Origin of the sequence: Psychroserpens sp. (genome assembly GCF_034670085.1) — a bacterium.
Lineage (GTDB): Bacteria > Bacteroidota > Bacteroidia > Flavobacteriales > Flavobacteriaceae > Psychroserpens.
Genome location: NZ_JAXMOD010000005.1, coordinates 143,053 through 162,407 on the forward strand (window position 1 = coordinate 143,053; position 19,355 = coordinate 162,407).

General features: G+C 32.0%; 18 protein-coding genes. 4 read left to right on the forward strand and 14 right to left on the reverse strand.

Annotated features, from left to right (window positions below):
* Window positions 1-71: 71 nt before the first annotated feature.
* From VOI25_RS09960 to corA, 6 genes are all read right to left on the reverse strand, one after another.
* Window positions 72-617, reverse strand: a complete 546-nt coding sequence (locus VOI25_RS09960; RefSeq protein ID WP_323788919.1) for a hypothetical protein — start codon at window positions 615-617, stop codon at window positions 72-74.
* 49 nt (window positions 618-666) lie between these two features.
* A complete protein-coding gene (locus VOI25_RS09965) occupies window positions 667-849 on the reverse strand; it encodes a hypothetical protein (protein ID WP_323788920.1) in 183 nt (60 codons plus the stop codon).
* 45 nt (window positions 850-894) lie between these two features.
* Window positions 895-1,056, reverse strand: coding sequence for a DUF1328 domain-containing protein (locus tag VOI25_RS09970; RefSeq protein WP_323788921.1), 162 nt, complete (start codon window positions 1,054-1,056; stop codon window positions 895-897).
* Window positions 1,057-1,172: 116 nt separating this feature from the next.
* Window positions 1,173-2,075 carry a mechanosensitive ion channel family protein gene (locus VOI25_RS09975; RefSeq protein WP_323788922.1) on the reverse strand — a complete coding sequence of 301 codons (903 nt, stop codon included), beginning with the start codon at window positions 2,073-2,075 and terminating at the stop codon, window positions 1,173-1,175.
* 49 nt (window positions 2,076-2,124) lie between these two features.
* Window positions 2,125-2,628, reverse strand: coding sequence for a DNA starvation/stationary phase protection protein (locus VOI25_RS09980; protein WP_323788923.1), 504 nt, complete (start codon window positions 2,626-2,628; stop codon window positions 2,125-2,127).
* A gap of 119 nt (window positions 2,629-2,747) precedes the next feature.
* Entirely contained in the window at window positions 2,748-3,818 is a 1,071-nt protein-coding gene (gene corA / locus VOI25_RS09985) for a magnesium/cobalt transporter CorA (protein ID WP_323788924.1), read from the reverse strand.
* 201 nt (window positions 3,819-4,019) lie between these two features.
* Between corA and VOI25_RS09990 the strand changes: the two genes are divergently transcribed.
* Entirely contained in the window at window positions 4,020-4,244 is a 225-nt protein-coding gene (locus tag VOI25_RS09990) for a hypothetical protein (protein WP_323788925.1), read from the forward strand.
* 127 nt (window positions 4,245-4,371) lie between these two features.
* Window positions 4,372-4,794, forward strand: a complete 423-nt coding sequence (locus VOI25_RS09995) for a hypothetical protein (protein WP_323788926.1) — start codon at window positions 4,372-4,374, stop codon at window positions 4,792-4,794.
* Between the two features lie 75 nt (window positions 4,795-4,869).
* On the opposite strand, the gene VOI25_RS10000 is transcribed toward VOI25_RS09995, so the two are convergent.
* From VOI25_RS10000 to VOI25_RS10015, 4 genes are all read right to left on the reverse strand, one after another.
* Window positions 4,870-5,730, reverse strand: a complete 861-nt coding sequence (locus VOI25_RS10000) for an N-acetylglucosamine kinase (protein WP_323788927.1) — start codon at window positions 5,728-5,730, stop codon at window positions 4,870-4,872.
* A 79-nt stretch (window positions 5,731-5,809) separates the two neighbouring features.
* Window positions 5,810-6,802, reverse strand: coding sequence for a type I glyceraldehyde-3-phosphate dehydrogenase (gene gap, locus VOI25_RS10005; protein ID WP_323788928.1), 993 nt, complete (start codon window positions 6,800-6,802; stop codon window positions 5,810-5,812).
* Between the two features lie 34 nt (window positions 6,803-6,836).
* Window positions 6,837-7,823 (reverse strand): 6-phosphofructokinase, encoded by a 987-nt coding sequence (pfkA, locus tag VOI25_RS10010; protein WP_323788929.1) that lies wholly within the window; start codon window positions 7,821-7,823, stop codon window positions 6,837-6,839.
* 137 nt (window positions 7,824-7,960) lie between these two features.
* The gene (locus tag VOI25_RS10015; RefSeq protein WP_323788930.1) at window positions 7,961-12,349 is read right to left on the reverse strand and encodes a translocation/assembly module TamB domain-containing protein; all 4,389 of its coding nucleotides are present in this window, start codon (window positions 12,347-12,349) and stop codon (window positions 7,961-7,963) included.
* A gap of 127 nt (window positions 12,350-12,476) precedes the next feature.
* Between VOI25_RS10015 and tsaD the strand changes: the two genes are divergently transcribed.
* The gene (tsaD, locus tag VOI25_RS10020; protein ID WP_323788931.1) at window positions 12,477-13,499 is read left to right on the forward strand and encodes a tRNA (adenosine(37)-N6)-threonylcarbamoyltransferase complex transferase subunit TsaD; all 1,023 of its coding nucleotides are present in this window, start codon (window positions 12,477-12,479) and stop codon (window positions 13,497-13,499) included.
* Between the two features lie 3 nt (window positions 13,500-13,502).
* The gene (locus tag VOI25_RS10025) at window positions 13,503-13,829 is read left to right on the forward strand and encodes a TfoX/Sxy family protein (RefSeq protein WP_323788932.1); all 327 of its coding nucleotides are present in this window, start codon (window positions 13,503-13,505) and stop codon (window positions 13,827-13,829) included.
* 2 nt (window positions 13,830-13,831) lie between these two features.
* On the opposite strand, the gene VOI25_RS10030 is transcribed toward VOI25_RS10025, so the two are convergent.
* The 4 genes from VOI25_RS10030 to hisF all read right to left on the reverse strand — a co-directional run bounded on the left by VOI25_RS10030 (window position 13,832) and on the right by hisF (window position 19,354).
* On the reverse strand, window positions 13,832-14,617 hold the full coding sequence (locus VOI25_RS10030) for a tRNA pseudouridine synthase A (RefSeq protein ID WP_323788933.1): 786 nt from the start codon (window positions 14,615-14,617) through the stop codon (window positions 13,832-13,834).
* Window positions 14,618-14,752: 135 nt separating this feature from the next.
* Window positions 14,753-17,905, reverse strand: a complete 3,153-nt coding sequence (locus tag VOI25_RS10035; RefSeq protein WP_323788934.1) for a zinc-dependent metalloprotease — start codon at window positions 17,903-17,905, stop codon at window positions 14,753-14,755.
* Between the two features lie 100 nt (window positions 17,906-18,005).
* Complete coding sequence (gene hisIE / locus VOI25_RS10040; protein ID WP_323788935.1) at window positions 18,006-18,602, reverse strand: bifunctional phosphoribosyl-AMP cyclohydrolase/phosphoribosyl-ATP diphosphatase HisIE; 597 nt, start codon at window positions 18,600-18,602, stop codon at window positions 18,006-18,008.
* On the reverse strand, window positions 18,599-19,354 hold the full coding sequence (gene hisF, locus VOI25_RS10045) for an imidazole glycerol phosphate synthase subunit HisF (protein ID WP_323788936.1): 756 nt from the start codon (window positions 19,352-19,354) through the stop codon (window positions 18,599-18,601). Before hisF ends, hisIE begins: the two co-directional genes overlap by 4 nt.
* Window position 19,355 lies beyond the last annotated feature (1 nt).

Consider the following 19,355-nt stretch of genomic DNA (forward strand, 5'->3'; position numbering starts at 1 on the left):
TATTTAAGCATAAAATTACAAAAAAAAGTCTCGACATAATATCGAGACTTTTTAATTACATATGAAGCGTTTTAAAACTTTGTGTCTGTTTTAAATTCTTTATGAACTAAGAGGTCTAAGTCAGAATTATAATACTCAACTACAAAATTTCCTTTGGTGTTAAAATATCCCACTCCAGAATAAGTATCCATGTTTAGAATATAGTATTCATTATTAGATGATCGTGCAGCAAATCCAATATCAATGCTTTCAGGATTAGTTATTGTAAATCCTTTTTTATTGGAGGTGAATATATATTTTCCACGGTCATCTGTATAGTATATGATTTTATCTTCTGTATCATAAAAAGGATCATTATCGTTGTCGATACTTACCGTTTTTGTGACTTTTACTTTAGGAAAAATTCTTTCGTTATTAATAGTACTACTGCCTTTAGGAGTAGTCATTACGTCCTGTTTTTTTGTAGTAGTTACTTTAACTTTATTTTCTATGATTTTTCCGTTTTTTTCTACTTTTACTGTTTTTGTTTTAGTCTCCTCTACTTTGTCAACTGGTTTATTTTGAGCATAAGCTCCAGTTACCATTAGTAAAGAAAATATATATAATAAATATTTCATTTTGTTTGTTTTTAATGGTTCTACTTCAACTAATTTGATGGTCTAATTATTAGGCATCATCAACTGCATCTTCTACTTCATCACCAATATCTTCGGCTGCATCTTCGATAGCATCACCTGTATCTTCAACAGCTTCTTCTATTTTATCTCCTGTAGTTTTTTCTTCTCTGCAACTTGTAGTCATTATACTAAGAATAAATAGTGCGATAAATAAATATGTTAATTTTTTCATTTTAAATGGTTTTATAAGTTAATATTCGTTTTAAAAGTGTTCTTCCTATTTTTTTATCACTCCTTTTAATAGAGATAATACGAAGAGCACTATAAATATGTAAAAGCATATTTTAGCTATTCCAGCTGATGCTCCAGCAATTCCGCCAAATCCTAAGATTCCAGCAATTAGTGCGATAATAATAAATGTGATTGTCCAACGTAACATAATTTCAATTTTTTAAATGATTAGTATTGCGAGTGTCTGATTTTCAGAACTCTTAAAATAATATAAGTGTGTGTGTTCTCGATCAATGATAGAACTGAATAGCCCTATTGATAAGTTTAGTTATTTAAGAAAGCCTCTTGCAAATCTGGTGCATTGACATTGAGTTTGTTGTCAAACTGAAGTGTTCTAATAGGGAAAGGAATGTTAATGCCTTCAGTATCGTATGCTTTTTTAATAGCGATAATGGCTTTAGTTTTAGCTCTTAATTTTTCTAGCATGCTTTCAGCATCTATCCAAAAACGACATAAATAATTTATAGAACTATCTCCAAATTCTGTATAGTAAAACTCTACATTTTCTTGTTGTTCAATTTGATTGAATGTATTGGCGATTGTTTTTTTGGTTAACGCTTCTACGAATTCTAAATCAGAATCGTATCCCACTCCACACTCTATAGATACTCTCATATTGGTAGTAAGAGAATAGTTTTTAAGTGGGTTTTCCAAAATCATTTTATTTGGAATGACAACCATGTTGTTATCTGCCTCTTTTAGTGTAAAGTCTTTCAGATTAATATCTATAATTTCACCTGAATACCCATTAGTTTCAACCCAATTGCCAATTTGAATTTTCTTTCTAAATGAAATAACTATTCCAGCAATTGTATTTGATAATGTACCTTGTAAAGCCAGACCAATTACTAAACCAGCAACTCCTGCTCCAGTTAATAGCGAGGTGAGCGTTTTGCTCAAATCTAATATTCCAAGAGCTAAAAATAATCCTACAAGAACCACTGATACTGCACTAATTCTTGAAACAATACTACTTATAGATTCTTGCTGTACTTTTTTTGAAACTAGCTTGTAAGTTAGTCTGTTTACATGTTTTGCAATGAAATAAGCACTTACTAAAACAATAATTGCTAAGGCTAGATTAGGTAAATTTTGTATGATGGCATCTAACCAACCGAGTAATTTATCTATTAGGTTATTAAATGCTTGACTAATTTGATTTTTCATGATATTTAATTTTTAATGGTTAGTATTTCCTTTATAAATTAAATGTGCATCATGAATTTACAGTACTGTTTTTTAAGTTTTCATTTGTTTCTTTGGTCCAGGCATTTAACATCCAGCTTGATTTTTCCATTTGCCTAATATATGCTCCAATTAAATCAACAGTTCCTTCATCTGACGCGTTTTCAGCTTTATCAATTACAATACTCATTTGATTTAATAGTATTCTATGATCATTTAAAATTTCTAGTACCATATCTCTATCAGATTGTAGTGGAGATTTCTCTTGTATTTCTGAAATCTCTAAGTAATCACATAATTTGCTTAAGGGATGATGTTTTAAGGTAAGAACACGCTCTGCAATTTCATCAATTTTTATTCGAGCGTCGGTGTATAATTCTTCAAACTTATTGTGTAAATCGAAAAAGTTCTGTCCTAAGATATTCCAATGACAACTTCTTAATTTTTGGTAATACACATGATAATTTGCTAATAATGTATTTAATTCTACAACTACAGGAATTAACTGTTCATCTTTCATTTTCAAATAATTCATTTCGTTTATTTATTTAGTGTTAATAATTAATTACACTATATAAACTAAGGGATATTTGAGATTTATCAAGTCATTTAACAGCCTTTAACAATATTAAGATGTGTTTAACATAAATTATGTTAAAGCCATTTTTTTCTTCTAAAATAAATTAACATAAATATGAATAAAATAAACATTACACCCAGTAAAATGAAGTATCCGTTTTCAACTTGAAGCTCTGGGATGTTCGTGAAATTCATACCATAAATACCAGCGATAAAGGTTAAGGGAATAAAAATAGTAGCAATAATGGTAAGGACTTTCATGACTTCATTCATTTTATTGCTAATGATTGTCATATACATATCCATTAAACTCCAAACCATTTCACGATATAAATCAATAGATTCATTGACTTGTATAATATGATCATATAAATCTCTAATATAACTCAATGATTTTTCGTTGATAATTGTATTATCCAACTTTTCGAGTCTATTAATCACTTCTCGTAAAGGAAAGATCGAACGTCTTATTTTTAAAACTTCCTGTTTTAAATGTTGAATTTGGCTAGGTGTATTTTCATTATTGGATTGTGATTCAAAAATATGGGCTTCTAGATCTTCAATTTTATCACCTACCGCTTCAATCACTGTAAAATAATTATCTACAATAGCATCTAAAATAGCATACATTAGATAATCTGCTCCTTGTGAGCGAATTCGTCCTTTTGCGGCTTCAATTCGATCTCTGAGATCATTAAATACATCACCATCAGCTTCTTGAAAGGTCAATACATAATCTGGGCCAACAACCATACTTAAATGTTCATATTGCAGTTCATCATTGTCTTTAAAGTATAGCATTTTGAAAACTATAAAAATATAGTTTTGAAACTCTTCGAGTTTAGGCCTTTGATTTGTGTTTACAATATCTTCTAAGGTTAATGGATGCAATTTATAATGTGTTCCCAGTTTCTCAATATCTTCTAAGTTGTTGAGACCGTTTATGTTAATCCATGTAACCTGTTCATTTCCTTCAAAATTGAATCCATCTTCTACATTATTACAGTCAATTTTTGTGAAGGTTTGGTTTGAATAATTAATGATGTCAATTACGGTCTCTAAAGATGCTTTTTTTCCTTTATACGCCATAGTTCCAGGAGGCAAATTGGACGCCTTATAAGCTCTTTTTTTCTTTTTGACTTTCATAATAGGATTAAATAATTGACTTAGGATAAAAGTATAAAAACTTTTCGGTATAGCATTAGTCAATTTATTAATAACTATTAGTTATGAAAAAAGCTATTTATTCAATAGATATACATTTACTTTTGTTAAAAAGCAGTAAGGCTTGCATATTTATTTTATTTTCACTAATATGCAAATTCAATCCTTCATAAAATATTACACATGGGAAGACCTCCAACTAAGCCGATAAAATTCAGAGATGGATTTTATATCGAATTAAGAAACAAAGGAAAAAACACAGGTATTAAATTACATAGAGATACTAAAGAACAAATGATGAGAACCATCAAGGAGTACGAGCAAAGTAAAGACGTCCTTATTCTTGGTGAATCTAAAAACGGAAAATGGGTAAATAAAACACCTGTTTTGCATGTTGTAGAAGATTAAGTACCTATTTTTTTATAAGTTATTCCTTCTTAGGATTTACTAAAACGTAAATCCTAAGAAGGTTTTTTTATGTTTTATTTTAATTTTCATAAATTGTTGTCAATAACTAATCAAAATATATAATATTATGACCGATTTATCGAACACAAAACCACCTGTTTGGTTTTGGATTATTGCTGTAGTTGCCCTTATTTGGAATGGTTTGGGAGTTATGGCTTATCTAACGCATGCTTTAATAAGTGATGACATGATTGCAGCACTTCCGGAAGAACAACAAGCAGAATTTTTAGTAGAACATCCTACATGGTATACAGCTGCATTTGCTTTGGCTGTTTTTTGTGGTGCTTTAGGTTGCTTGGCCTTATTAATTAGAAAAAAATGGGCATTTATGTTGTTCTTGATTTCTTTTGTTACAGCAACAATTCAACAATTGTATATAATCTTTACAGTTGAAGGTGCTAGTCCAGTTATGCCCTTAATGGTTATTGTAGTATGTGCATTTTTGGTGTGGTTTTCAAAGAAATCTATAGCCAACGGTTGGATTAAATAGATTATAAATACAATAAAATAAAAAAAAGGTATTAGATGTAACTAATACCTTTTTTTATATAAAACTCGATCAGACTTATAACTGATTTATGTGATAAGACACTAAACCTTCAATTGGACGTCTTTCAAAATTCCCAACAGTAAAGCCCATTTCTTCAGCTACTTGTCGGATTTCATTTTCAGAAAAGAAAGCAATTGATCCAGCGAAATGTACTGGAACTGTTTTTAATTCTTCTTTATATTGAAAAATCATGTTTTTAGCGAAAACACGAATTCCTTTTTTAATCAATTCAATGATATATTCTGAATCCTTATTTAAAAACATAAACTCTGCAAAACTTGCTAAATAAGCGTTTGGATTGGGTTGTTTGTATAGATTGTATTTAATATAATCGGCTTCAAGGTTATATTTATGCTCAAAAGCTATTTTGATACCTTCAGGCATATTATTGAAGTAGTAATCTTTAATTAATTCTTTTCCATAATAGTTTCCTGAAGCATCATCCATTAAAATATAACCTAATGACAATACACGTTGATGTAATTTTACGCCATCAAAATAACTACAGTTTGAACCTGTACCCATAATACAGACTATAGCAGCTTCTGTGTTATGATTTATAGTTGCTCTAACCGCTGCCATTGTATCTTCTTGAACATCGACAATCGCATTAGTAAAGATAGATTCTAAGATTTCGGCAAGCATTAATCTGGGTTTCGTTGTGCCACAACCAGCACCATAGAAAAACACGTGTGTAACTTTATCTTTAAATTGCATTAACTCGTCACTATTTCTAATGATTTTATTAAGTTTTTTTTCCTTTAAGATGGCAGGATTTAATCCTTTGGTACGAATTTTTTCGTTTACTTGATTACCTTCTTTATCAATTACAATCCAATCGCACTTTGTAGAGCCGCTATCTGTTATTAAAATCATAGTGGTAAATTAAAAAAAATAAATCCGTAGTAGATGAAACCAATTAGACCATCAACTACGGATTTAAAATGAATACTATTTATAAATTATTAATCTTTTGAGCTAAGTCAACTAATTTATTCGAATAACCAAATTCGTTATCGTACCAAGATACAAGTTTAAAGAATTTAGAATTTAACTCGATGGCTGAATCTGCATCAAAAACACTCGTTCTTTCTTCACTAACAAAATCTTGAGATACAACAGCATCTTCAGTATATCCCATTACGCCAGCCATAGATCCGTTTGCCGCTTTTTTAACTGCAGCTTTGATTTCTTCTAACGATGTGTCTTTTGATGTCTTTACAGTTAAATCAACTACAGAAACATCTACAGTTGGAACTCTAAAGGCCATACCAGTTAGTTTACCTTCCAGTTCAGGAATTACTTTTCCTACTGCTTTAGCGGCACCAGTTGATGTTGGAATGATATTATTTATAGCACTACGACCTAAACGATAATTTTTACGTGAAGGAGAATCTACAGTATATTGAGTAGAGGTTGCTGCATGAATTGTAGTCATTAAGGCTTCTTCAATACCGAAGTTGTCTTCAATTATTTTTGCTAAAGGCGCTAAACAATTCGTAGTACATGAAGCATTTGATACTATTGTGTGATTAGCAGTTAATGTATTGTCATTTACACCCATTACAAACATTGGTGCATCCTTACTTGGAGCAGAAATAACTACTTTTTTAGCACCACCATCAATATGGTATTGCGCAGTTTCTAATGTTGTAAAAATACCTGTACATTCAGCTACAACTTCAACACCTGCTTCATCCCATTTTAAGTTTTTAGGATCTCTTTCAGCTGTTACTCTTATTGTCTTTCCGTCAACTACAAGGTTTCCATCTTTAACTTGTACGTCTCCATCGAATCTTCCATGAACAGAATCATACTTTAATAAGTACGCCAAATGTTCTACATCTAATAAATCGTTAATAGCTACAACATCTACGTCATTACGTTTAACAGTTGCTCTAAATACAATTCTTCCAATTCTTCCAAATCCGTTTATTCCTAATTTCATTTTTTTAGTTTTCTATTATTAATATTTGCATTATTTATATCGACATGATGTCTGATACACGTAATAATTCTAAATTTATTTTTGATTTTCCTTTTACAGCTTGATCTAAAGGTGTTAAGGTCATAACATCATTTTTTAGACCAACCATACAATTAGTCTTACCTGTGATTAAACTTTCAACAGCTTTCACTCCCATTCTACTTGCTAATACGCGATCGAAACATGAAGGAGATCCTCCACGTTGCATATGTCCAAGCACAGAAACACGAACCTCATATTCGGTCATATGTTCTTCGACATAGTCTTTGAGTTCGAATACACTTTTTCCTATTTTATCTCCTTCAGCAACTACAACAATACTAGACGATTTTCCAGATTGCTTACTACGTCTTAGAGATTCTAAAAGTCGATCTAACCCTAGATCTTCTTCCGGAATTAAAATTTCTTCAGCTCCTGCTCCAACACCAACATTTAAAGCGATATGACCAGCATCTCTACCCATAACTTCAATAAAAAATAATCGGTTATGTGAACTGGCTGTATCTCTAATTTTATCAATGACTTCTACAACTGTATTTAATGCAGTATCGTAGCCTAAGGTGTGTGTTGTACCAAATATATCATTATCAATAGTACCAGGAATACCCATGACTGGCATTCCAAATTCTTGACTAAAAATCATTGCACCAGTAAAGCTACCATCACCTCCAATAACAACAAAGGCATCTATTCCAGCTTTTACAAGTTGGTCATGCGCTTGTTTACGTCCTTCTACGGTTCTAAACTCTTTAGATCGTGCTGATTTTAATATTGTACCACCTTTATTAATAATACCTTTTACACTTCTAGCATTCATGGGTTTGAAATCGCCTTCAATCATACCTTCATATCCTCTATAGATTCCAATGCATTCAATATCGTGAAATGCGCATGCACGAACGACAGAACGAATACCTGCATTCATACCTGGAGAATCTCCTCCAGAAGTCATTACTCCTATTTTTTTTATGGTGTGTAACATGAAAATCACATTTATTTAAGTAAAATTAGTAAACAAAAACAAGAATATCTGTTGTATTTGTGACAATTTAACTACTTGGAAAAAATTCAAACGTTTTCGTTAATAACTAATTGAGAATTATGATAAAAAGTAGATCTCTATTTGCTTTTTTTATCTTTTTCAGACTTCATATTGATGAAATCTTTAAGCAATTTTTCTTCATCCTCCTTTGGTTTTTCTTCTTTAGGCTTGTCTTTCTTTTTGTTTTTTCCAGAGAAGATAATCTGAATCAATTCTTGAAAGGTATCAAACTCCACATTATATGATAAACCAACACCTTGAGTGTAACCAATTTCTTCACCAAAATTCCTTATATTATTTTCTCTATTAAAAAATTTGGCAGTTAGTGTTCCTTCTTCATTTAGAAGTACATCAATTTGAACGTCTCCAGCAATCACAGTTTCACTTACACCTCCTATAGGTACACCAACTTTTCCATTAATTAGGACTCTATCACTAATTTTTGTGCTTAATGTCAAGCCTATTTCATCATTAGTTTCATACTCTGTAGTTTGCTGTCCGACTTGGTAATTAACACCAATGTTTATTTTATCGGTCCCATCATTGCCTAAAATACTATTGAAAAGGGAGTTGACTCTATCTGAAATCGTTCCATAGGCACTTTGACCTAAATTAAACTCGCTTGCAAATGAACCAAAGGACAATACATTTAGTGCTTGAAACTCTCTTGATTCTTTGGTTTCTAATCGATATTCTAACTCAGATTTGATATTAGAATCTACACCAGGAAATGCAAAGCTAAAGTCTGGTTCTGGTTGTTCTAATTGACCTGTGAGGTTAATCATAACTTCAACGTCAATATTTCTACTAATTGGATTGTCTAATAAAACTGAAGGGTTTGCTTGTGCTTTGTAAACTGCAGATAAGCCAATTTCTGCTTTTAGAGGATCACCTTCCCAACGAATCGAACCACCACGTACAACGTCAAGTTTTTTCTGGACTAATCCACCGTAAGCAAAATTATATGTTCCTTCTTCAATTTGGAAATCACCAAACATCTGGAATTTTCCGTTGGTATTTATGTCAAATAATAAGTTACCATTTCCTTTACCTTGAATGGTGCTTCCAGAGTTTTTATCGATTACGATTTCGATATCAGCATAAGGATTTACAAATAAGTTAAACTCGAGCTGTAAGCCTTTGAATACATCTTCACGAAGTGTTTCGCCATTTTTTCTGGCATCTTTTTCTTCAGGTGTTAAAAATCGAATATAGGAGTTGTCACCATAGGTTTCTAAGTCGCTTAAAGGGATTTTGAACACAGTGCCTTGAGCAGTACTTCCATTGAAAACAATTTTAAGAGCATCTGTTGGACCAATAATATCTGCTTGACCATTAACAAAAGCTGTTCCGTAATAGAGTTCTTCTTCGTCATATTCGGTATCCAATACTAAAAGTCTTGAGGTATCTATATTGAGACCTAATTTCCAATCTGAAAAGTTTTTATGACCTATAAATCCGTTGAGCGTTGCTTTTGAAAAATATTCGGAATCTGTAATTTCTACATCTTGAAAAATAAACTTCTGAGATTCTAATTTTACACGAGAATCAAAATCAAAACTGTAATCTACATTTAAATATGGAATGGTTAAGCCTGCATTATCAAGAAGGAGGTCTCCATTAATTTGAGGTTCTTTTAAACTTCCAGTAACTTTTGCTTTTCCGGTCACCAAACCTCTTATATTAGTTATAACGCCTTCTCCAAATGGATTTAATGGGTTGAGCAAGAATTCGTCAAAGTCAACATCTAAATTTATATTAGATTTAGTATCACTGACATCAATGGTGCCTTTAGCGACCAAAGACTTTAAATTATCATTCTTTAAACTGAGATCTACAATATAATTGGTTAACGATTGATTACCAGAAACTATGGCTTTGAGTTCTCCTAGTTCGTAATCATTGGCTCTTAGATCACTAATAACAACGCTTGAATTTGGTAAATAAACACCATCTTTTTGAAGCACTTTTAATCCACCATTGACTTTGCCTGCTAAGGTTAAACTATCTATACGTGGTGTGATTTTGGTTAAATCTACATCAGTGAAATTTAGATTGATATCTTTAGTTTCTGCATTTTCTATTTTTCCAAAAAGTTCAATTTTCTCACCAAAATGAGTCATTATTATGTTATCAATATCAAATGCAATTAGTTGCCTATCAAAGGTTATTTTATTGGAATTATTCTTATCTTCATTAATGGTCCAATCATTTTCTTTAAATGTAATTTCAGATTTTCTAAACCCAACGACCGAGTTTTGGGCTTCATTAATAGTATAGTATAAATTAAGATCATAATTATCGGTGTTTTGTTTACCACCTTTAAATTCTGATTTAATAAATAAGGTATCTCTCTGCGTTACATTAATAAGACTAAAATCTGAAACTTCATAAAAATTAGTACTCAGTGAATCAATTTCAATATAGGTATTAAAGACAGGGTTGCTATTATCTACTAAAACAGACAAATCACTGGCAAAATAATCTTTAAGCTTGATGTGAGGTGAATTAAATGTAAGGTTAAAATTCTTTTCGTTTGTTTCAATCCTACCCTTAATGGTTGTGTTAGGACCTAACTCTAAATCATGATAAAAAGCTTCGACAATCTTATTATAAATTTTAAAATTAAATTCTACATATTGATCGGTTTCAATTTTATGAGGTGAATAATTGGTATAAATGCTACCTATTGAATTTTCTGTAAGTTTTGCAAGGTCTTCAAACTTAAAATTACCTTTCATTGTGCCTTCAATGATATCGGGAGAATTTATTTTTAAAGTACGTTGTTTACCATTAAATGTTGATGACACTATGAAATCTTCAAAAAAGTAATTATCATTTTCATTAATATAGGTCGTGTTTTTAAAATTCAATGTACCAAAAGCATCATCAAGAGATGACCCTTTCATTGACATTGAAACATTACCTTTAAATACTGAAACGCTATCCTTTTGAATGAAATTAAGTGCTATTAGATTAGCAAAATCTACATCTGCATTAAAGTCAAAACTCATAATATCCTTTGACAAATCTGCTAAACCATTAAATTTAAATTTAAAATTTTCATCTTTAGATTCCAGAAACCCGTTAAAGACTTGATTTCCTAATTTTCCAGAAACATCAATATCTTGATAGTTATAATCGTTGTAATCTATATGGAAAACTTTACCTTTAATTTGAGTACTTAGATTTTCGACAGTAAACCCTTTTCCATCGACATCTAAGTCCAAAGAGGTGGTTTTAAGATTTGGATCGTTAAGTAGTTCACCTAAATCAAACTCGTCAAAAACGACATTTCCAATATAATTGGCATTATCAATATCATCAACATGAGTCATTTTCATATCTGAAACAATAATCCCTAAATCAGTATTAATCTTAATATCAGCATCAATTGTTGTATCCGTAATATAAGAGGTTCCAGTTATTTTAAAATTACCAAGTTTTGAAAAAACACTTGGAATGGATTCTCCTAAAATGTTGGGTAACAGCGCTCTTAAATCGTAATAATTTGAACTTAAATCATCATAACGTCCAACCATAGAAAAATCGCCTTCAGCGCTGCTAAACAAGTTTTTGAAATTAAGGTCTCCAAATATTTTGGTTCGTCCACTTGCATTTAACTGAAGGTTATTGGCATTCAAATCATTTAATGTTCCTGTTAAATTAACATTGAGTTTGGCTTTTTGATCGACACCAAATTCATTGTAAAATGTATTAAGATCATTTAAAGACACTTCAGAATCTATGAAGTCTGCTGAAACTTGTACTTTATCTTCAAAATCTTTGAAATCTTCACGATTATAGTCAAAACGCAGTTTTCCTTTTAAAATGGACTTTTCGGTTTTGATGCTTAGGTTTTCAAAATTCATATAAGTTAAGGTGTATTCAAAATCTGTCATCAAATTCTGAATATGAGCACCTCTACTGTCTTTAAAAGCTAGTGTATTAATACGAGTTCTTACATCACTACCATCAATCACAAAGTTTGTTGCATTAATATTAAGATCATTAAATTCTAAAACTTTATGTGTTTCTCGATTTTCATCAATAAGTCGAAACGTACCATCATAAATTGAAACATCACTAGAAGATAATAAAAACTCGCTTTTTTTTGTACTAGGATTATCTTCATCAAATCTGGCAACAAAAACATCAAGGTTTGTATCTACTTCACCTTCATAAGTTTTGATATTGAGTATTAAATCATACATATCAATATCACCAAAATTAAGTTTTCCGTTAGAAAGGTTTCTATAGTTTAGAATAGACGTGTTTAATTCTTGAATGGCAATAAGGGTATCCTTTTTGTAATCTTGAATATAGATTTCCTTAAGTTCAACATCACCATTAAATTGAAGTCCGACTTTACCAATATTGATGTTTGTGCCAAATTCATCATTGATTTTATTGGTCGCGTATTTTCCTAATGCAGTTTGAACAGGTGGAATAGATAATATCAGCACCAAAATGATGAACAATAGCAAAATAATTGCTATTATTTTGGATAGTATTTTAAGGAATTTTTTGATACGCCTTTAAAGTTATAACTTTGACCTCAAAATTAACAATTATTGTGCCTAATTTATATTAATGAGCTCACAAAATATATATATTCTTGCTATTGAGTCGTCCTGTGATGATACTGCAGCTGCAGTTATGCATAACGGCAAAATTTTAAGTAACATTGTGGCTAGCCAAAAAATACATGAAGCGTATGGTGGAGTCGTTCCAGAATTGGCATCTAGAGCACATCAACAGAATATAGTTCCTGTTGTAGATCAGGCACTTAAAAAAGCTAATGTAGACAAAACTCAACTGAGTGCTATTGCCTTTACTCGAGGACCAGGATTAATGGGTTCTTTATTAGTTGGTACCTCGTTTGCTAAATCTTTAGCCTATGGATTAGATATTCCTTTAATTGATGTCAATCATATGCAAGCTCATATTTTGGCGCATTTTATAGAAGAAGAGAATTTTAAAAAACCGCCTTTCCCGTTTCTAGCGATGACGATTTCTGGTGGTCATACACAAATTGTAAAGGTGTCTTCTCATTTTGATATGGATGTCATTGGTGAAACAATTGATGACGCTGTTGGAGAAGCGTTTGATAAAAGTGGAAAAATACTGGGTTTAGGTTATCCAGCTGGACCAGAAATTGATAGGCGAGCAAAACTTGGAAATCCGAAAGCATTTCAGTTTACTAAACCTAAAGTTGCAGGTTTGAATTTTAGTTTTTCGGGATTAAAAACAGCTATTCTATATTTTATTCAGAGAGAAGTTAAGGCAAATTCTAAATTTATTGAAGCCAACCTAAATGATATTTGTGCCTCTATTCAATATACTATTATCGGGATTTTAATTGATAAACTGAAGTTAGCTACAAAAGAAACTGGTATTACTCATATTGCCATTGGTGGAGGTGTTTCTGCAAATTCAGGGATACGACAAGCCCTAAAAGATGGAGAGAAAAAATTTGGCTGGACGACTTACATTCCAAAATTTGAATACACAACAGATAATGCAGCTATGATTGCAATTGTTGGTCATCTTAAATATCTAGAAGGTGATTATGCAAAGCAAAATGTGATGGCTTCTGCAAGATTAAAACTATAAGTAATGGCATTCAACGAACAACTTGCAAATAGAATACGTGAACAATTAAAATTGTTTCCAGAAGATTTTACAGAAAAGAAAATGTTTGGAGGATTATCATTCTTATATCAAGGAAAAATGACAGTTGGTATTGTTAAAGAGGAATTGGCAGTACGGATTGTTTCTGATAAAATGGACATTGAATTAGAAAAAGATACTGTTAGACCAATGGATTTTACTAAACGTCCAATGAAAGAATTTGTATACGTATCCCAAGATGGCATTACAACTGAAACAGATCTATTACATTTTATAGAATTGGGATTAGAACATGCTAAAATCAAATTATAAATTTATTCAAATTCTACCGCATTTAATATCAATCCTGATGCAGGCGCAATAAAATCCATAACCTCTGTACTCTCCGTTTTCAAGGAATTTTCAATATAATTTAAGTCCACTTCTCCTCTACCCAATTTGATGAGGGTTCCCATCATTAACCTAATTTGATTACGTCCAAAGCCTTTGCCTTTCACGATGAGAGTATAGGTCTGCTTCGGAAAGAAATTTGCAGTAAACATGGTGTTTTCAACTAATTTGCAACTGTCAACTTCTCTGATGTATAAACCTTTATCTGTTGCTCTAAAGCAATACGGTTTGAAATTATGTTCGCCTTCAAATAATTTGGCACCTTGTTTCATTATGTTAATGTCTAAATCATCAAGGATGGTCGTCATTATGGGTGCACAAAACGGATGGCATTTTTCTCCGAATGTAAAGAGATACACATATTCTTTAATTTTTGAATGCTGAATGATGTTAAATTCGGCATCAACTTCTTCAATTGCTAAAGCTCTTAAGTCTTGAGGAAGATTATGATTAAACATGTTTAAAAAGGCAGTTTCATCTTCTATTTTTTCATATATAAATAATTCAAAAGCAGACTCATTTGCGGATACCATGGCATCAGTTCGGCCAGAGCCTAAGGTTTTAAATTCTTTGCCATCAAGAATAAAATTAAGCGTTCTATCAATCATTAAATGAATCGTTTTCAATTTTGGTTGTTTTTGCCAACCGTGAAATCGATACCCTAAGTACTGAATCTTTATTAAATAGTAATAGCGCTTTTTATTAAACATGCTGGCAAGAACGCCATTTTATGAGTTTTTACAAAATTTTAGAAGAGATTCTTATTGGAATTTAAAAGGCTTAATTCATAAAAAAACAGCCGCCAATTTTAGTCAACGACTGATGTAATAGATTTATTAAATGACTTATTTAATGATAAGCTTTTTAGTTATCGTGTTACTGCTATTAGACACCTGAATAATATAAACACCAGCACTTATTGAGGATACATCAACGGAATTAGTAACACTAGATTCTTCTAGATTTGAACTTAAAACTAATCGTCCTTGAATATCATACAAATCAACTTTTGAGGCTGAAGTTAATTTGCCTTTAATGATAATGTCCTTGTAATTTTCATTTATGTAAATAATTAAGTTATTAAGGTCATCATTCGTGTCTAAAGACAAGTGTTCTGCAGAATACCTCAAATAGAATCGTCCTGTTCCAACTAAATCATTTGATGGTATAAATGTATAATCAGATTCATTTAATAAGGTTAATGTATTTTTAAAAGTATCTTCTAAATAGACCTTAATATTTGCAGGTAAGGATGATTTATCATCTAATCCAATAGATAATAATGTACCTGATGGAGCTTTTATTCCTAATGGAATAGTAACATCGTTAAAGTCATTATAAGGTATAGATTGAATTGCAATATCTAAACCTTCATTGTCTTCAATTAAATTAGTAAATATTGATAATTCTCCAGATGCACGATGATAAGAAGCTGCATCATATCCTGGATCTAAACCTCTAGTAGTACCTTCAATAAAATAAATACTTGTATTAGTGGTTTTAGTTGAACTTGATAATTGCAACGTACTTAAAATTGAATTTGTATTATTTGCAGATCGACCAACAATAAAATCGTCACTTGTTCCAGTAGAACGCATTGCAGGCGTAAATTCTAAATCGTATAGAGGTGCGTTGGTTGCATCTGCACTCACAAAGAATCCTTGACCAGGTGTAATTACTGTGGAAGCCGTTGTATTTGCTAAATTATAAATCGTCCAATCATCTAAAGCATTTCCGTCATACCCGTAAATTGCTGCTGTTCCAGCATTCATTAAATTAAGATTGCTAACACCAGTGCTAACTTCATGATTCAGGAATGCTTGCACGTTTAAATAGGAAGGATACGGATTTCCAACAAGATTCCATTCTTGTTCTGCAGGTTCTGAAGGTCCTGAGTTTAAAATGTCAACGCTTACAAGTGTAGTATTAGCAGTACCAGTAAACGTAAATGAACCATTATCGCTAGATGCTGCTCTATAACCAACTCCTGGGTCTAAAGTTGTTGTGGCAGTTCCTGCATAAGTTAGATATGTTCCAGTAGTTTTATCAAAAGGACCGAATAGATATAATGTTCCATTGTTTAAAATGTTTGGATTAGCAGTAGCGAACGCATTAAATGCTTGACCAGTTACAGGTGCAGAAATTAAATCATTACTACCAGTTGTGCCAGAACCATTAATATTAACATGACGTTCATAGTTTATAGTACCAATTATGGAACCATCAAGTATTAAACTCGAGTAACTTGTTGAACTCGATTCTAAAGTTAAATCATTAGCAACTGTAAGCGTAGTTGCCGAATTAATAGTTAGTCCAGCTCCTGCATTTACTGTTAAACTATTACACGTTGTATTTGAGTTTATTGTTGCATTTCCTACAGCAATAACAATATCTTCACTAGCAGTAGCAACACCATTTGGATCACTTGGTGACCATCCGTTATTATAGGTATAGGTTGTAGGACCAGTTGCTGGCATAATGTAAATGGCATAATCTTCTGATTGTCCATATTCTAGAAATGAATAACAAGAAGAATTTATAAGATCAACGCCTGTATATCTATCGTCTAGATCTTCAATAATTCTAACTCTTACATAATCGTTATAAGGAATTGTTGTTGGATATGTTAATACAATCGGAACTATACTAAATGCAGCAATATCCTGAGAAAAATGTTGTTGTTCTGCATCATCATCAAAATCACCATCGTCATTCCAATCAATCCAAACACCAATTTGATTGAAATTATTTCCAACACCTACATTTAAGGTATTAGAAATTGACGCATCAATTTCAAAATAATTAGAGCAATTACCACTATTATCGATATTACCGCCATCAATACCAGTAGTTGAAGAACTAAAGGTTACACCATTTAATTCTACACTATAAATTCCTGCAAAATTATTAGCAGCAGGTGAATTTGTAGAACACACAGCAACTGGAGCAGCATAAGATGGATCAACTGGCTGTGACCCTTTAGAATTCACTAAAGAAGTCCCTTCCATTGCAGCTCTTACTCTTGTTTTTTGATCATTTGTCATTAAATCGGTACACCAATAATAACTCATGATATTGTTTATGGTATTATCATCTACCCAAGGGTTGCTTGTACACGCGTTATTTGCAGGACATGTACTTGTTTCTCTTTGATGTGGAACTGTATCAGCACAACCATCACTATTTACACCAACAGTGACATCTGCAGGACAAGCATCAGAGATACCATCATTGTTAGTATCATCGCCTTGAAATGTATGGTATAAATGAAAGTAGTGTCCAGCTTCGTGAACTACAGTACTGTTGTCTCTTGCAAAGTTTAATGGCCAAGAAGGGTTAGCATTGGTTGGATCATAACCAAAAACAGAATGCATCATTACTGAGCCTTCATAAGCGTTACCATTAAAAAAATTCGCATAGCCTTGAAAACCTCCACCACCATTATTTCCATCAATTTCTGTAACGATCCAAACATTAAAATAATCTGTTTCTGGCCAACGGCTTAAATCCTTTAAAACGGTTTCATCAGCTCCTGCACCTAAAAAGGATACACCATCTGATGAATAATTTGGAACCGCTGAAGCATCAATTCTATTAATTCCTGTTGTAGCATTACAATTAGGATCACGTTGTGCCAATGTGAATTCAATTTCAAAATCTAACGGACTTCCAGGTGTTATACCTCTATAGAAGTCGTTAAGATTATCTATACTACTTTGTATTTGGGCATCTGCTATATTTGTTCCAGAACCAACGGCTTCTCCTAAATGCAAAACATGAACTACGACTGGAATTGTCAATACGCCACCCATTCTATTTTGCATGTCTTCTGAAGCTATAAAATTCTGAATTTTTTCTTCAAATTGTTCCTGTTGTCTGAGAAAATCTGGATTTTGGCTAAGTCTGTTTTGTTCTTCGTCAAATCCACATTCCTGTGAATAAGAAAAAAAAGAAACAAAAATAAACGCTAGAAAAATTAAAACTGATTTAGAAGTCATGGTGGAGAATACTAGTTTGGTTATAGGTTAAATATAAAACAAATATCCAAATCACTCATAGAAATTTTTGTCCAAAACTAATAGTGTAAGATAATTCTTATTATTTCTGACGTTCTTGTAATACATTCACCACATCATTTAATTTGTAGCCTTTGGCTTGTAATAAAATGAGATAATGGAATAACAAATCGGCACTTTCATTTAGGAATAAGTCATCATTAGAATCTTTAGCTTCAATCACAACCTCAACAGCTTCTTCTCCAACTTTCTGAGCGATTTTATTAATGCCTTTTTCAAATAGAGAAGCCACATATGATGAATCTTTTGATGCTCTCCGCTTTCTACTTTCAATAATAGTTTCTAATTCTGAAATAAATCCGAAATTTGATTTGTTCTTGTCATTCCAACATGTATCAGATCCTTTATGACAAGTTGATCCATTTGGATTAACTTTTATCAAAAGTGTATCACTATCGCAATCTAGCTTTATGCTCACTAGATTAAGAACATTACCACTTTCTTCTCCTTTGGTCCATAAACGTTGTTTAGAACGACTAAAAAAAGTAACCAAATTAGTGTCTATTGTTTTCTTTACGGCATCTTCATTCATATAGCCTAACATTAATACATTGTGAGTTGATGCATCTTGAATGATAGCTGGAACGAGCCCATTATTTTTATTGAAGTCTATGTTCATAATCTCACTTCTATTCTATTGTCCTTTAATTCTTTTTTTAAATCTGAAATTTCTATTTCTCCAAAATGAAATACACTTGCAGCCAATGCAGCATCCGCTTTTCCTACTTTAAAGGTGTCTATGAAATGTTGAATTGTACCTGCTCCACCTGAAGCAATAATAGGTGTATTAACAGTTTGTGAAAGTTGAGCTAGTGCATCGTTGGCAAAACCTGCTTTGGTGCCATCATTATTCATGGACGTGAATAAAATTTCACCCGCTCCTCGCTGCTCAACTTCTTTTGCCCATTCAAACAGTCTCAAATCTGTTGGAATCGTTCCTCCTGCCAAATGAACAATCCATTCACCATCTATTAGTTTCGCATCAATGGCTACAACAACACATTGACTGCCAAACTTGTTTGACAATTCATTTATGAGTTCAGGCCGTTTAATTGCACTAGAATTTATAGACACTTTATCTGCTCCACAATGCAATAAATCATCGACGTCTTCAATAGAAGAAATGCCACCTCCAACGGTAAATGGAATATTGACGTGTTCAGCTACTTTTAACACCATGTCGTGCATCGTTTTACGGCCTTCTAATGTTGCTGAAATATCTAGAAACACAAGTTCATCTGCACCAAGCCTTGCATATTGTTTCGCAAGTTCTACAGGATTACCAGCATCACGAAGATCAACAAAATTAACACCTTTAACTGTTCTTCCGTTTTTTATATCTAAACAAGGAATAATTCGTTTTGTTAGCATA

Excerpts from the sequence above, each read along its gene's own strand:
- hisF (WP_323788936.1), bottom strand. The coding sequence starts at position 19,354 with ATGCTAACAAAACGAATTATTCCTTGTTTAGATATAAAAAACGGAAGA.
- pfkA (WP_323788929.1), bottom strand. The coding sequence starts at position 7,823 with ATGTTACACACCATAAAAAAAATAGGAGTAATGACTTCTGGAGGAGAT.
- VOI25_RS09960 (WP_323788919.1), bottom strand. The coding sequence starts at position 617 with ATGAAATATTTATTATATATATTTTCTTTACTAATGGTAACTGGAGCT.
- corA (WP_323788924.1), bottom strand. The coding sequence starts at position 3,818 with ATGAAAGTCAAAAAGAAAAAAAGAGCTTATAAGGCGTCCAATTTGCCT.
- VOI25_RS09990 (WP_323788925.1), top strand. The coding sequence starts at position 4,020 with ATGGGAAGACCTCCAACTAAGCCGATAAAATTCAGAGATGGATTTTAT.
- VOI25_RS10000 (WP_323788927.1), bottom strand. The coding sequence starts at position 5,730 with ATGATTTTAATAACAGATAGCGGCTCTACAAAGTGCGATTGGATTGTA.
- VOI25_RS09965 (WP_323788920.1), bottom strand. The coding sequence starts at position 849 with ATGAAAAAATTAACATATTTATTTATCGCACTATTTATTCTTAGTATA.
- hisIE (WP_323788935.1), bottom strand. The coding sequence starts at position 18,602 with ATGAACATAGACTTCAATAAAAATAATGGGCTCGTTCCAGCTATCATT.
- VOI25_RS10025 (WP_323788932.1), top strand. The coding sequence starts at position 13,503 with ATGGCATTCAACGAACAACTTGCAAATAGAATACGTGAACAATTAAAA.
- gap (WP_323788928.1), bottom strand. The coding sequence starts at position 6,802 with ATGAAATTAGGAATAAACGGATTTGGAAGAATTGGAAGAATTGTATTT.
- VOI25_RS10035 (WP_323788934.1), bottom strand. The coding sequence starts at position 17,905 with ATGACTTCTAAATCAGTTTTAATTTTTCTAGCGTTTATTTTTGTTTCT.
- VOI25_RS09970 (WP_323788921.1), bottom strand. The coding sequence starts at position 1,056 with ATGTTACGTTGGACAATCACATTTATTATTATCGCACTAATTGCTGGA.
- VOI25_RS10030 (WP_323788933.1), bottom strand. The coding sequence starts at position 14,617 with ATGTTTAATAAAAAGCGCTATTACTATTTAATAAAGATTCAGTACTTA.
- VOI25_RS09975 (WP_323788922.1), bottom strand. The coding sequence starts at position 2,075 with ATGAAAAATCAAATTAGTCAAGCATTTAATAACCTAATAGATAAATTA.
- VOI25_RS09980 (WP_323788923.1), bottom strand. The coding sequence starts at position 2,628 with ATGAATTATTTGAAAATGAAAGATGAACAGTTAATTCCTGTAGTTGTA.
- VOI25_RS09995 (WP_323788926.1), top strand. The coding sequence starts at position 4,372 with ATGACCGATTTATCGAACACAAAACCACCTGTTTGGTTTTGGATTATT.
- tsaD (WP_323788931.1), top strand. The coding sequence starts at position 12,477 with ATGAGCTCACAAAATATATATATTCTTGCTATTGAGTCGTCCTGTGAT.